The 13020-nt window shown below is 67.1% G+C and carries 12 protein-coding genes; 4 read left to right on the top strand and 8 right to left on the bottom strand.

Annotated features, from left to right (window positions below; translation table 11 throughout):
* The first annotated feature begins 31 nt into the window (after window positions 1-31).
* Window positions 32-1417, top strand: coding sequence for an MFS transporter (locus tag FS507_RS09120; RefSeq protein ID WP_260853260.1), 1386 nt, complete (start codon window positions 32-34; stop codon window positions 1415-1417).
* Between the two features lie 43 nt (window positions 1418-1460).
* Here FS507_RS09120 and FS507_RS09125 read toward each other — a convergent pair whose 3' ends face one another.
* Window positions 1461-2261: an SDR family NAD(P)-dependent oxidoreductase gene (locus FS507_RS09125; RefSeq protein ID WP_145942474.1), complete on the bottom strand. Its 801-nt coding sequence runs from the start codon at window positions 2259-2261 to the stop codon at window positions 1461-1463.
* A gap of 12 nt (window positions 2262-2273) precedes the next feature.
* Window positions 2274-3500, bottom strand: a complete 1227-nt coding sequence (locus tag FS507_RS09130) for an NAD(P)/FAD-dependent oxidoreductase (protein ID WP_145942475.1) — start codon at window positions 3498-3500, stop codon at window positions 2274-2276.
* 131 nt (window positions 3501-3631) lie between these two features.
* Between FS507_RS09130 and FS507_RS09135 the strand changes: the two genes are divergently transcribed.
* Window positions 3632-5200: an SAM-dependent methyltransferase gene (locus tag FS507_RS09135; RefSeq protein WP_186314626.1), complete on the top strand. Its 1569-nt coding sequence runs from the start codon at window positions 3632-3634 to the stop codon at window positions 5198-5200.
* Between the two features lie 12 nt (window positions 5201-5212).
* On the opposite strand, the gene aztD is transcribed toward FS507_RS09135, so the two are convergent.
* The 4 genes from aztD to aztB form a co-directional block, all read right to left on the bottom strand.
* The gene (gene aztD / locus FS507_RS09140) at window positions 5213-6499 is read right to left on the bottom strand and encodes a zinc metallochaperone AztD (RefSeq protein WP_145942581.1); all 1287 of its coding nucleotides are present in this window, start codon (window positions 6497-6499) and stop codon (window positions 5213-5215) included.
* An 84-nt stretch (window positions 6500-6583) separates the two neighbouring features.
* On the bottom strand, window positions 6584-7498 hold the full coding sequence (gene aztC, locus FS507_RS09145; RefSeq protein WP_145942477.1) for a zinc ABC transporter substrate-binding protein AztC: 915 nt from the start codon (window positions 7496-7498) through the stop codon (window positions 6584-6586).
* A complete protein-coding gene (locus FS507_RS09150; protein ID WP_145942478.1) occupies window positions 7498-8778 on the bottom strand; it encodes a hypothetical protein in 1281 nt (426 codons plus the stop codon). The genes aztC and FS507_RS09150 overlap by 1 nt, the downstream gene beginning before the upstream one ends.
* Window positions 8779-8784: 6 nt before the next feature.
* The gene (gene aztB, locus FS507_RS09155; protein ID WP_145942479.1) at window positions 8785-9636 is read right to left on the bottom strand and encodes a zinc ABC transporter permease AztB; all 852 of its coding nucleotides are present in this window, start codon (window positions 9634-9636) and stop codon (window positions 8785-8787) included.
* A gap of 29 nt (window positions 9637-9665) precedes the next feature.
* Here aztB and aztA point away from each other — a divergent pair, with 29 nt between their 5' ends.
* Window positions 9666-10301, top strand: a complete 636-nt coding sequence (gene aztA, locus FS507_RS09160) for a zinc ABC transporter ATP-binding protein AztA (protein WP_145942480.1) — start codon at window positions 9666-9668, stop codon at window positions 10299-10301.
* Complete coding sequence (locus FS507_RS09165; protein WP_145942481.1) at window positions 10298-11395, top strand: GTP-binding protein; 1098 nt, start codon at window positions 10298-10300, stop codon at window positions 11393-11395. The genes aztA and FS507_RS09165 overlap by 4 nt, the downstream gene beginning before the upstream one ends.
* 22 nt (window positions 11396-11417) lie before the next feature.
* Here FS507_RS09165 and FS507_RS09170 read toward each other — a convergent pair whose 3' ends face one another.
* Entirely contained in the window at window positions 11418-12428 is a 1011-nt protein-coding gene (locus FS507_RS09170) for a tetratricopeptide repeat protein (protein ID WP_145942482.1), read from the bottom strand.
* A complete protein-coding gene (locus FS507_RS09175) occupies window positions 12425-12850 on the bottom strand; it encodes a DUF1801 domain-containing protein (RefSeq protein ID WP_145942483.1) in 426 nt (141 codons plus the stop codon). The genes FS507_RS09170 and FS507_RS09175 overlap by 4 nt, the downstream gene beginning before the upstream one ends.
* Between the last annotated feature and the right edge of the window lie 170 nt (window positions 12851-13020).

Genomic DNA, 13020 nt, shown 5'->3' on the forward strand with positions numbered 1-13020 from the left:
AACGGCAGATGCGACCATGAAGGAGCCCGCCGTGGATACACCGACCGATCCTCACGTGAAACACCAGAATGAACCACTGTCTCTGCGCCGGCGCTGGGCCGTCCTCGCGATCTGTGCGTCGGCCCTGTTCCTCGTCGGACTGGACACCACCATCGTCACCGTCGCCCTGCCGCATATCAGCGACGGGCTCAACGTCGGGGATGCCCGCATGGCCTGGGTGGTCGACGCCTACACAGTGCCCTTCGCCAGCCTGCTGATTACCGCCGGCGCCCTGGCCGACCGTTTCGGACGCCGCCGGGTGTTCCGGACAGGCCTCATCGTCTTCGGCCTCGCATCGCTGGCCTGTGCCGTAGCACCGTCAGCAGAACTCCTGATCACCGCGCGGATCGTGCAGGGCACCGGTGCCTCCATGCTCACCCCGGTCGCCCTGGCGATCGTAGTGAACGCCATGCCTGACCCACGGGAACGCGCCCGCGCCATCGGCGTGTGGGGCGCGATGTTCGGCATGAGCATGGCCGCCGGACCAGTGACCGGCGGCCTCCTGGTCACCGCACTTGACTGGCGTGCAGTGTTCTGGATCAACGGCCCCCTGGTCCTCACGACACTCCTGCTCGTCTCCCTCCTTGTCCCCGAGTCACGATCCGCCCACCCCCGCCACCTCGACATACCCGGTCAGATCCTGCTCGTGCTGATTCTGGCCACCGCTGTCACGATTCTCATCGAAGGCTCCGGCGCTGAGGGCACCCAGTGGGGGTCTGCGCCGGTCCTGATCGGCTGCGCCGTCTTCCTGCTGGCCACCGCAGGCTTCCACCACGTGGAGAGACACCGAGGCGAGCCGTTGGTCGATCCCGGACTGTTCCGGATACCTGCGTTCACCGCTGCCGTCATCTCCGCTGTCGTGGTGTTCGCCGGATTCAGCCTGACGTTGCTGTCCACGACACTGCTGCTGCAGAATACCCTGGGATGGTCGCCAGTGGCGGCGGGAGCGGCAACACTTCCGATGGCTGGTGGGGCCGTCGTGTTCGCCCCGTTGTCCGGATGGTTCGTCGCCGACTCCGGTCCACGTGGCCCCCTCCTGGCCGCCGGAGCATGTCTGGTGCTCGGCGGAATCCTGCTCATGGTCTTCACCGTCGCCACGCAGGGGACGGGCGTCCCGGTCCTGTTGGTCGCCTACCTGCTCATCGGATCCGGCGTGGGGTTGTCGAGCGCCCCGGTCACCACGACCGCCGTCAACAGTCTGCCGTCGGAACGCGCCGGGGTGGCCGGTGGTTTCACGTCGACCGCACGGCAGGTGGGCACGGCTCTCGGTGTCGCCGTCGCGGGTAGTATCACCGCAGGTGGCATTGCCGGGTGGGTCGTCGTCACCGTCTGCGGGGCTGCTGTCCTGGTGCTGTCCGTCCCCATTGGTCGACGGTAGGGAGAAAAATGCGCCGGTGTGGCGGCAGGCCGCGCAGCAGGCGTCAGACGGTGGCGACTGACCCTCCGTCGACACGGTAGTTCGCCCCGTTGATGAAGGACGCCCGGTCGGAACACAGGAAAGCGATGACCGAGGCGACCTCCTGCGGCTCGCCCCGTCGCTTGAGCGCGAGATACGGTCGCTTGTTGTCGAGGAATGTGTCGATCGCCCTGTCGCGGTCGACCCCGAGCTCCGCGGCCCGCTTGTCCATCATCGCGTCCGTCATGGGTGTGTGGATGAAGGCAGGTGACACCGTATTCACCAGCAGCCCTTCATGCGCGTAAGTTCGCGAGAGGCCCTTCGAGAAAGCCAGCACACCGGCCTTCGCGGCACAGTACGGCAACTCGTCGTCGTAGGGTTGTACCGCGTCCTCGGAGGAGAGGAAGACCAGACGGCCCCTGCCACTCGCCCGCAGGTCGTCGAGGAACGCCCGCGCGACCCGTACCGCCGCCAGCAGGTCGATCTCGAGAGTGGCGACCCAGCCCTCGTCATCGATCTCGTGGAAGAGTCCCTGCGCCCCGGTCACACCGGCACAGTGGACGACTGTGTCCACATGACCCGCGGCCTCCGCGACGTGCCGACGCAGTGCCTCGATGTCATCGAGCCGGGTGAGGTCAGCAGCGAAAGTGTGCAGTCGCCCGGAGTCTGCCTCCAGCGCAGACGCCGCCTTCTGCAGTTCATCAGAATCCTTGTCGGTCAGCACCACCGTGGCGCCCTCCGCGAGAAGGGCAGCGGCCGTGTGCCAGCCGATGCCGGAGTCGCCGCCGGTGATCAGTGCCGTTCGTCCGGACATCTCGAGATCCATGATTTACACTCCTCAGTTCCTGTCGTCCTGCTCGGGGTCGCCGTCCTCGGTGGGGATGCGCGAACGGAGGGCCGCGTGGTCTGAACCGTCGGCGTGATCGACGGCCTCCCGGGCATCATCGCGGCGCCCGTTGATGTTCCAGAGCAGCACTCCGACGACTTTGCTGCCGTCGACGTAATAGACCACGCCACGGTCTCCGTCCCACACGTCGACAGTCTCCAACGACGCATCGAGGGTGCCGACGGCCTCATACCGGTCGTCGAACGCCACCGAGTAGAAGTAGGGCGTGTGGGTGTAAGGTTCGTCCGCCCCCGCGAGGTTGCGACCGGCCTGCCGGCCCATCGTCGTGGCATTGTCGACATGCTCGATCCGACGGCGGCCCAGGATGGCATCCGGATAGGACGCCACGTCACCGGCCGCGAAGATCCGGGGGTCGCTCGTGCGCAACAACTCGTCGACAAGCACTCCGTCATCCACAGACAATCCTGCCTCACTGGCGATCTCGTTGTTCGGGGAGACACCCGCACCCACGGCGACTGCGTCGCATTCGAGGGAGGTTCCGTCCGAGAGAGCGAGGACGAGATGACCGCTCCCCTGCACATCGGCGGACTCCACCGACACACCGGGCATGACGGTCACGCCGGCGTCCTCGTACCGGGACTGGAAGTACCGGGCGAGGTCCGGCGGGAAAACACCGCCGAACAGGACATCATCAGGGAAGACGAGCGTGACGGCAGTGTCATTCTGTACCAACGCAGCCGCCAGTTCGGAACCGATGAAGCTGCCGCCGACGACGACCACATGGCGCTGGTCGCCGGAATGACGGCGCAACCGCTCATAGTCGTCGAGCGTACGGAAGAACACGATACGGTCGTCCTCGGGGAGACCGAGGGTAGCCGGGGCTCCGCCCGTTGCGAGAAGCAGCTTTCCATAGGTGAGAATCACGCCACTCTCGGTGCGCACGGTCTGCGCATCGCGGTCGACCGCCACAGCACGGTCACCTGGGTACCGGACTGCCCCGGTGTCGTCCTCGGTGTTGAGCCACACGTCGTCGAAGCTGAAGGAACTGTCGGTCCAGAGCTTCTTGGACAAGGCAGGGCGCGCCACCGGAGGTGTCTGCTCTTCAGCGACGATGCCGATAGTCCCGTCAGGATCCACCTCGCGGATACCCCGCGCAGCGCTGTCGGCAACCATGCCGCCGCCGACAATGAGGTACTGGTAGAAATTCTGTTCCGTCATGTCATCGACGCTACGCGCGGTAGGCGGTGCCCTGCCATGGTCCGCGGCAGCATTCCCCGGTGTGATTCCCCTTCGTGCCGTTCCGGCAACGCGTGTTGCCGCCCTGCCGACGGGGCAGGATGATCGGGAGCATGAGAGCACACGACATCATCATCATCGGTGGCGGCGCGGCCGGACTCAGCGCCGCCGAACTCCTGGGACGCGCCCGTCGCGACGTCCTCGTCATCGACTCCGCCGCACCCCGCAACCGTTTCGCCCCGAACATGCACGGCGTGCTCGGCCACGACGGTCTTCCCCCACTGGAGCTCCTGGAGAAGGGTCGTGCCGAACTCGACGCCTACGGCGTCACAGTCACCACCAACAGCACCGAGTCCGTCACGGAGGTCGTCCGTGGCCTGAAGGTCACGTGCACCGACGGCACCGTCGAATACGCCCGCGCCGTCCTCGTCGCCAGCGGTATCGACGACGTCCTCCCCGACGTCCCCGGTCTCGCAGACCACTGGGGCGACGCCGTGTTCCAGTGCCCCTACTGCCACGGGTGGGAGCACCGCGACCAGCGCATCGGCGTGCTGGCGTCGTCCCCCATGCTCCTCCAGTACGCCCAGCTCGTCCGGAACTGGACCGGGGACCTCACGGTCTTCGTGACCGACGCCGACGTCGCCGCCCAGGTGGATGACGCAACACGGCAGCGGTTCGACGCCCGCGGGATCACGCTGGTGACCTCCCCGGTGGCCGAGATCGTCTCCACCGACGGGACGTTGACCGGCGTACGCACCGAGGACGACACCGTCCACCCCGTTGACGCCCTGGGGATTCACCCGGAGTCCCGTCCCCGCGACGGTTTCCTCGCCCCACTCGACCTGAAGCGCACCGAGACCCCCGGCATCGGTTCCTTCCTCACCGTCGACGCTTTCGGGCAGACCAGCCACCCACGTGTGTGGGCGGCCGGCAATGTCATCGACCCCCGGGCGAACGTTCCGTCCTCGATGGGACAGGCGTCCATGACGGCCGGCATGCTGAACCACACGCTGGTCACCGAGGACACCGACAACGCGGTGCACGCGCTGACGGCACCGGCATCCCACGACGCCTGGCCCGACATCGCCGACGACGAATTCTGGGAGACCACCTACTCGCAGGCCCCGCCCCGGTGGTCGGGACGTCCGAACCCTGCCCTGGTGCGCGTGCTCACCGAAGAACTCGGGACGCCGCGAGGCCGGGCCGTCGACATCGGCAGCGGAGAGGGCGCGGACGCCATATGGCTCGCCACACAAGGGTGGGACGCCCTCGGCGTGGAGGTGTCCGCCACCGCTGCCCGACGCTCACGGGACGCCGCCACCGCCGCAGGTGTCGACGGTGTGACCTTCACCGACACAGGTCTGGTCGGCCTGCTCGAGTCAGCGGGTGACCACACCTTCGATCTGGTCACCGCCAGCTACCTGCACGCCCCCTCACAGGACCGTCGCTCCTCACTGCTCCTCAGCGCCGGCGAACTGGTCGCACCCGGCGGCCACCTGTTCATCCTCTCCCACGTCATGCCGGATGCCGCGCCCGAGGAATCCGGTGCGGTCGACGCACTGGGCTTCGAAGAGGACGCCTGGGAACTTGTCCGGGACGAGACGGTGGAGCGCACGATCATCGGCTTCGACGGCGAGATCGGCGGACACCCGGACCGGATCGTCCTGCTGCGCCGTCGGTAGGGAGAGCCCCTCCTAACCGGTCACGCCGGTCAGCTCGTTCGGGGTCTCTGGCAGTTCGGCGGAGGTCAGGATCTCGCCGTTGGACAGGTCGACCACATGCAACTCGTTGCTGGACGGTTCAGAGACATAGGCCCGGTCCCCCTGCACGAACAGGGTGGGGCGGGCCTCCTGCCATTCCACCGGCTCCTCCCACTCGTCGATGACGTCCCAGGAGTCGGTCTCTTCACCGGTCTCCGGGTCGATGACGTGCAGCTTTCCGTCCGTGCCCAGCACCAGCGCTTCACCCTCCGGCCCGCGGGCCAGCGAGCGGAAGCTGTAGGACGTCCCCAGCTCGACGAGCTGTGCGGTGTTGTCCTCGGTGTTCGTCAGCTTGATCCTGGTCGGACGCTCCAGTTCCGCGTCCTCCTCCACCTTGTAGTCACCCAGGACAACGGGTGACTCATCGGAGCCGGACTGGTTACCGGTACGCCCGTAGCTGTCCTCGGCGTCGATCTTGGTGAACTCGCCGTCCTTGTAGACCAGCACGCCGTCCTCGCAGCCGAAGGAGACCGCCTCGCCGGCCGCCGTCGCCTCACCGTGGACCCCTTCGCAGTCATTGCTGGAGGCGATCTCTTCGCCATCGGAGCTGAGGGCCACCACAGTGTCGCGGTGTTCCTCCGTCCCCTCGGTGTGGAGCAGGGTCCCGTCCGACAGTTCGACGGCGACACCGTGGTGGGGATCGTCCGTCTCCTTCACCGTCGGCTCAGGGACATCGTCACCGTCACCACCGGAGATGCCGAGGAAATCCTCGGCCTTGAACAGCTGGATCTTACCGTCGCCGTCGCCGAACAAGGCGACGTTGCCGTCATGACTGACCACGTGACCAGGGGTGTCGGTGCCGAAGACGGTGTCGGTGAGCACGGGGTCACCGGCGTAGCTGTGGGTGTGGTCACCGTGCGGCTCAGTCCAGACGCCGGCATCGATGAGCTGGAAGCCGTCACCGGTGGACAACAGGGCGTGACGACCGTCGCCGAGCGGGTTCAGGCGGTTGAAACCGTCGATCTTCTCGTCCGAGATCACCTCCAGGGTGTTGGCGTCCAGCGTGAGGTAGCCGCCGTCATAGGTGGTCAGGATACGGGGCTCGGCGGCGTCGACCTCCTGCGCTTCGGCAGCAGGTTCATCTCCATGATCATGGCCTTCGTGCGACGACTCCTCGGATGAGGTGTTCTCACTGCTGCCGCCGTCGTCGGACGAGCAGGCGGACAGTGCCAGGACGGCGGAGAGGCTCGCCGCCACCGCAGCGGTCGCACTGCGTCGGATGTGGCGGATCCGGCGTGGGTTGTGGATCAGGGACGTTGGGGACATGATGGGTCTCCTTCTCGAGAGTCAGATGAAAGTCAGGTGTCAGCTGAGCGCATCACTGATGCGCTCGGCGTTTGTGCGTTGCATGTCGATGTAGGTCCCTGCCTCACCGCCCGGCTCGGTGAGCGATTCGGTGAACAGGGGGACGACATCGACGGTTATTCCGGCCTCGTCAGCAAGCACATCGGCGAGGCGTTGGGGTTGGGAGGAATCGGCGAAGATCGCCGGGACACGGTTGTCACGGATGGTGGTGCTCAGGTCCCGCAGGTCGGCAGCCGAAGGTGCTGCCAGAGTCGTGCCGCCGGGTATGACCGTGCCGATCACGTCGTAGCCGAAGCGGTCGGCGAGATAGCCGAACACGTGGTGGTTGGTCACCAGCTTCCGGCGGTCCTCCGGCACAGAGCCCAGGAGCTCTGTCACCTCGGTATCAAGATTGTCCAACTCCGCGCGGTAGGCCTCGGCGGAGGACCGGATCTCTTCGCCGACGTCACCGTCGACGGCACCCGCCAGGTGGTCCGCGATGATTCCTGCGGCAGTGACCATACGACCGGGGTCCGTCCAGAAGTGCGGGTCGAGATCACCCTCGTCCTCGCCTGAGGCATAGGGCAACGGGTCGATCTCTTCACCGACCTCGAGGACGTCGACGCCTTCTTCGCGGGCGTTGTCGAGGTTCGATCCGAGACCTTCCTCCAGTCCCAGTCCATTGGCGACGATGAGGTCGGCCTGCTGCATGTCCCCGGCCTCCCTGGCGGAGATACCGAAGGAGTGTGGATCAGCGTTGGGTTTCATCAGCACCTGGACGTCCGCGGAGTCGCCGACAAGCCGGGAGACGACGTCACCGAGGATGTTCGTGGTGACGACGATGCTGGGGCGTTCGCCGTCACTGCCGCAGGCCACGAGGACGGAGGCGAGCACTCCGGAGACCAGTGTCGCGGTGAGGATCCGGAGGTGTCTCATCACTTGTCCCCCGTCACGGCGATCGCTGCGGGGTGCCCACCGACGTCGATCCGGCGGGCCTCGCGCAGGTTGTCACGCACGTCGAGTTCAGCGACGGTCCCGGCCACCGGGTCGGAGACGTACCCCCGCTCCCGGGTGAGGACAACCGACGGAGCCGTGTCGCCACCGCCGTCCACCAGCTGTCGCTGTGCAGTGACCTCGCCGGAATCTGCATCGACCACATAGCCCACGCCGTCCTCATCGACGGCGAAGACGGTCGAGTCATCCGGTGCGACCGCAGCGGAGACCACCGGAGCACCGGTCTCCGCAACCTGCCACTCACCGGACTCCGGGTCGAGGACTCCGAGGCCGCCGTCCTCGAACGGCGCTGCCACGAGGTCCCGACCCGCCACCAGCGACCACGCGCGTCCGGCGGCGTCCTGCGGGTACGGGGTGACGGTTCCGGTGAGGTCGTCGTTCACCGTAAGGAGACCATCCCCGCAGGCGAAGGCCACATGGTCGCGGAGACCTGCCGCCCCGTGGATCTCGGGGCAGGTGGTCTCACCGGTGAGGTCGTCCGAGACCTCCCCACCGCTGCCGTCGTAGAGCGAGATCTCTCCGGGAAGCTCCTGGTCGTCCCCGCCGGGGACCGTGGTCAGGACGTGGTCCTCGAAGGGAACCGCAACCCCGTGGTGCGCGCCGACCTCGAAGGAGATGTCCTCGGCCAGTTCCCCGTCGCCGAGCCCCTGCCGCGGGAAGACCTTCACCGCGCCGTCGCCGTCGAAGAACATCGCGACCTGCGAGGCACTGGAGACCACGTGGCCCGGCGTGTCGCCGTCGACTGTGCCCACCTGGGACGGGTCGGACCGGTAGTAGTGGTTGTGGTCGCCGTGGTCGACGGTCCATACGCCGGTGTCCGTGACGGTGACGCCTGCATCGTCCGCGGTGAACAGGAACCGACCGTCAGACTCCTTGAGCACGGCGGGCTCCTCCCCGTCGGGCTCCGCCGGTGCATCCACCGGGTCACCCGTCAGCAGGTCGACCAGTGTGGTTCCGCCGCTGTCTGCGTCGACGGCCGCCAGCCTCAGCTGCGGTTCGGTGGCTTCCTCCGCACCTTCGACATAGCCGTGTGGCGTGTCGGTCGCACCAGAGGTGGCGGCCGACTCCGATCCGGAGTCCTCGGCACCGCAGGCAGCCAGTCCCATGACCAGGGACGGGACGGCAAGAGCTGCGAGGACGGCGGCAGGACGACCGGACGGAACGGGCGGTCGGGCGCGTGTTCTGCGCTGTAACGTCATCATTCTCCTCTACTGATAATGATTATCATTTGCAGTACGAGAGCTGACTCTACACAGAACCGCCTTTGCCGCCAACACGACCAGGAAGCCCACCCCGCCCAGGAGGGTCACCGTCGCCCCGGCAGCGGTCTCCGCATACCAGCTGACCAGCAGACCGACATAGACCTGCACCACCCCGATCGCCGCCGCGACCACCATGACCCGCCCGATTCCCCGGACCAGCAGCAACGCCGTCGCCGGTGGCCCGATCAACAGACCGAAAACCAGGAGTGTGCCGACCACCTGAAACGACGCCACCGTCGCCAGCGCGACGAGAACCAGCATCCCCACGTGCGCCACCCCCGGGCGCAGCCCCAGAGTGTGGGCCTTACGCTCGTCGAACGTCAACGCAGTGAACGGTCGGTGCAGCACAAGACAGGCAAACCCGCCGACCACGGCAGCGACAGCGATGACCAGGACATCGCCGCGGGTAACACCGAGGACGTCGCCGAACAGGAAGGCTGTGAGATCGACGGCGAAGGATCCGGAATGCGAGACGATCACCACTCCCAGCGACAGCATCGTGATGAACTGCAGGCCGATGCTCACGTCCTGCGACAACCGTGACGTGCGACTGACCGTCACGACCCCCAGGGACATCACCAGCGCACTGACCGCCGCCCCGAGCATGAGGTTCCCGCCGACAAGCGCCGCCACCGCCACGCCGGGCAACATGCCGTGACTCATCGCGTCGCCGAAGAACGCGAGACCGCGTAACACGACCCAGGTACCGATGCAGGCGCAGAGCACAGCGGCAAACCCACCGGCCAGCAGGGCCCGGAGGACGAATGAGATCTCGAACGGGGCTGTCAGGAATTCCATTTGATAATGATTATCATTACCATGAAGGAATGCGTGAACCGCCCCGCCTCACCGGCATCTCCCACCACTACGCCCGAGTCCCCTCCCTCCGGGACGTCACTCTCACCGTTGAACCCGGAACCGTCACCGCGCTCGTCGGCGGCAACGGTTCCGGGAAATCCACCCTGCTCGGTATCCTCGCCGGCACCCTTCGTCCCACGTCAGGTACCGTCACCGGCGTTCCGGAGAACACCGCCCTGGTCCCCCAGCACAGCGTCGCGCCCGACCTGTTCCCCGTCACCGTCCGTCGGACCGTGTCCATGGGACGATGGCGGCACCGTGGACTGCTCCGGCCCCTCACCCGGCGCGACCGGGCCGTCATCGACACCTCCATGGCGTGCATGGGGATCACCGACCTGGCCGACCGCACCCTCAGCGACCTGTCCGGCGGACAGCGCCAACGAACCTTCATCGCCCAGGGACTGGCACAGCAGGCCCCGCTGCTGCTCCTCGACGAACCCCTGTCGGCCGTGGACACCGCCACCGTCACCATGATCGACACGGCCGTCCGCGAGGAGAGCCGGGCCGGCACCACGGTCGTCATCGCCACACACCACCGTCACCAGGCGGACAGTGCGGACCGGGTCATCGTCCTCGACCACGGACGGGTGGTGGAGCCGGTATGACCCCCGCACGCCGTCGCACCCCGGTGACCGTCCTGTCCGGGTTCCTCGGCTCCGGCAAGACAACCCTGCTCAATGCGGTGCTCGCGAACCGCGACGGACGCCGCATCGCTGTCATCGTCAACGACTTCTCCGAGGTCAACATCGACGCCGCCCTCATCGCCGGCGAGGGCCACCTGACCCGGGGTGAAGACCGCTTCGTGGAACTGACCAACGGCTGTATCTGCTGCACACTGCGCGACGACCTCGTGGAGTCCGTCGGGGCTCTCGCCCGCCGCGGCACCTACGACCACATTCTCATCGAGTCGACAGGTATCTCGGAACCGATGCCCGTGGCCGCCACTTTCGAGTGGCAGTGGGACGACGGCACAAGACTGGCGGATCTCGCCCCGATCGACACGATGGTCACCCTCGTCGACGCCGTGCAGTTCCTCGACGGGCTCGGCACCCGCGTCGACCTACGCGACGCCGACCGCGCAGCCACCCCCGAGGACGAGCGTACCGTCGCCGATCTCCTCGTCGACCAGGTCGAATTCGCCGACCGCATCTACGTCACCAAGTCGGACCTGGTCTCCGCCGACCGACTTGCCGCAACACTGTCACTGGTCCGGCGCATGAACCCACGGGCGTGTATCGACGTGATGGTGGACGGGCTGGTCCACGGACGTCCCGCAACCGAGGAGATCCTCGGCGCACAGCTGTACAACGAAGCCACCGCACGGACCTACCAGGGCTACGCCGAAGAACTGGCGAACCCCCATACCCCGGAGACCGAGGAGTACGGCATCAGTTCCGTCGTCTTCCGGGGAGAACGCCCCCTCGACCGGGGCAGGGTTCTCGAGGCTCTCCGCTCCACCGCCGGGCTGGTCCGTTCGAAAGGCTACTGCTGGTTCGCCGACCGCCTCGAGTTCGCCCAGGTGTGGCACCAGGCAGGGCCGGACCTGTCGATCCGACCTGCCACCTCCTGGAACGCCGCCGGTCTGGAGCCAGGCAACGAGGTGGTGCTCATCGGGGTGAATCTCGACGGCGTTGAGCTGCTCCGGAAGCTGGAGGCAGCCATGCTCACCGATACGGAGGCCCTGGGCCTGGTCCGGTGATGTACGGGTGTCTCTGACCGGGTCAGAACACCGCCGCAGCAATCCGCTGGCGGGCCAGCGTCACCACCGGGTCGTCCGGCTCCAGCAGGTACAGCAACTCCAGGAGTCGGCGTCGGACACGGTCCCCCGCACCGTCTCCGTCCTGCACAGTCGCCAACGACCCCGACAGCAGCTCCACCGCCTCGGACGGCCGGTCAAGGAGCACCAGGACGTCCGCGGCGCGGAGCACAGTGTCGGCGTCCCCCTGAGTACCCTGCGGCCCCCGACGGGCGTCCGCCACCGCCGACAACACGGCCGAGCGGTCCATGTTCCCCGTTCGGGCCAGGACAGCGACGGCAGTCCGCGCGCGGTGCAGGGTGGACGCCGCAGCAGGATCGGAGTACTCGGCGAGCATACGGTCGTAGAGGACCAACGCGGCCTCGGCATCCCCGTGGCCGACCAGTTCCGCCGCCTCCTGCAGCCTCGGATCCGCGGTCAGGGAGCTGGCTGCGGTCCCCTGGTCAACGCCGCCGGTCACCGCGTCCTGCGGAAGTCCGTCGAGCCGACCTTCGACCGTCGCGACGACCTGCTCGATCCAGTCCCCGCAGTCCACCTCTACGCCGTCCGCAGGAGTCCAGGTGCCGACACCGGTGCCTCCTGCCACGACGGTCACCGACGGCAGTGTCGCCGGGCGGAAGGCGCGGACGACCTGCGGGAACCGGTCGGCGTCCACCACGCCGAGGATCCACCGCAGTCCGGTGGCACGGTTCTCCAGGTCGCGCCGCAGCGCCGAGGCCCCGGGGCCGACCATTGAGCCGATGAGCACCACCACCGGCACCTGGGACGAGCGGGCGATGACCTCAGGCTCCAGGGACAACGGCGTGACCTCGACAACCGGCTCAACAACCTGGGACGGCGCGGCCTTCTCGCCCGGGGCCGGCCGGGCCGGGCTCTCCGGGCTCTCCCGTGGGGCCCGGATCCCTGTGACCGCAAGGTCGCGGTCGAGGTCGGGGGTACAGGAATCGTGGTCGTGACCGTGCGGGTGTTCCATCATTCTCCGTTGTTCGTGACCGGCGCCTCATGGAGCTCCGCGGCGCTACGCACCAGAGCGATGATCGCCGCCCGATTCGCCTCGAACTCCTCCTCGCTGGCCAACTTCACGTGCCGCATCGTCGCCGTACCGGTGAGCAACGCTGACGGATCTTCCAGATCAGCACCGTGCAGAAGCGTCAGCGACACCCATTTCTTGTACGGTGTGACCGCTGCCATTCCCCAGCCGTTGTACCCGTACTGATGGGCCCCGTACCCGATACTCGCGTCAACGGTGTCGACAGAGTTCACGACGTCCGGCAGCGCTTCCGTCACCAGTTGATGCAGACCGAGATAGATCACGGTCAGCGCTTCCGGCCGCTCCTCAACGAGAGTCGCCAATTGTTCAGGGCCGGGGGAAACAATGTGCGGGTGAGTCTTCGACATGACCGGATCCTACCTTTCCGACGCATGTCCCGGAGACGTCACGGATTACGCCGTCGGCGATCATCGTACTCCGGGCAATGCCCTCTGAACTGCGGATATCGAAGCGCGAGATCGAGACTCGGCGTAATCCATGACGTGCGACCGGACGACGGCGCGTCCGCACCGCACCA

The sequence above is a fragment of the Corynebacterium glyciniphilum AJ 3170 genome (assembly GCF_007673095.1).
In the GTDB taxonomy this organism is placed as follows: Bacteria; Actinomycetota; Actinomycetes; order Mycobacteriales; family Mycobacteriaceae; genus Corynebacterium.

Bases quoted from the DNA above. Each gene is read 5' to 3' on its own strand.
- aztA (WP_145942480.1), top strand. From the start codon at position 9,666: ATGCGTGAACCGCCCCGCCTCACCGGCATCTCCCACCACTACGCCCGA.
- FS507_RS09130 (WP_145942475.1), bottom strand. From the start codon at position 3,500: ATGACGGAACAGAATTTCTACCAGTACCTCATTGTCGGCGGCGGCATG.
- FS507_RS09135 (WP_186314626.1), top strand. From the start codon at position 3,632: ATGAGAGCACACGACATCATCATCATCGGTGGCGGCGCGGCCGGACTC.
- FS507_RS09150 (WP_145942478.1), bottom strand. From the start codon at position 8,778: ATGATGACGTTACAGCGCAGAACACGCGCCCGACCGCCCGTTCCGTCC.
- FS507_RS09125 (WP_145942474.1), bottom strand. From the start codon at position 2,261: ATGGATCTCGAGATGTCCGGACGAACGGCACTGATCACCGGCGGCGAC.
- FS507_RS09175 (WP_145942483.1), bottom strand. From the start codon at position 12,850: ATGTCGAAGACTCACCCGCACATTGTTTCCCCCGGCCCTGAACAATTG.
- FS507_RS09165 (WP_145942481.1), top strand. From the start codon at position 10,298: ATGACCCCCGCACGCCGTCGCACCCCGGTGACCGTCCTGTCCGGGTTC.
- FS507_RS09170 (WP_145942482.1), bottom strand. From the start codon at position 12,428: ATGATGGAACACCCGCACGGTCACGACCACGATTCCTGTACCCCCGAC.
- aztB (WP_145942479.1), bottom strand. From the start codon at position 9,636: ATGGAATTCCTGACAGCCCCGTTCGAGATCTCATTCGTCCTCCGGGCC.
- aztC (WP_145942477.1), bottom strand. From the start codon at position 7,498: ATGAGACACCTCCGGATCCTCACCGCGACACTGGTCTCCGGAGTGCTC.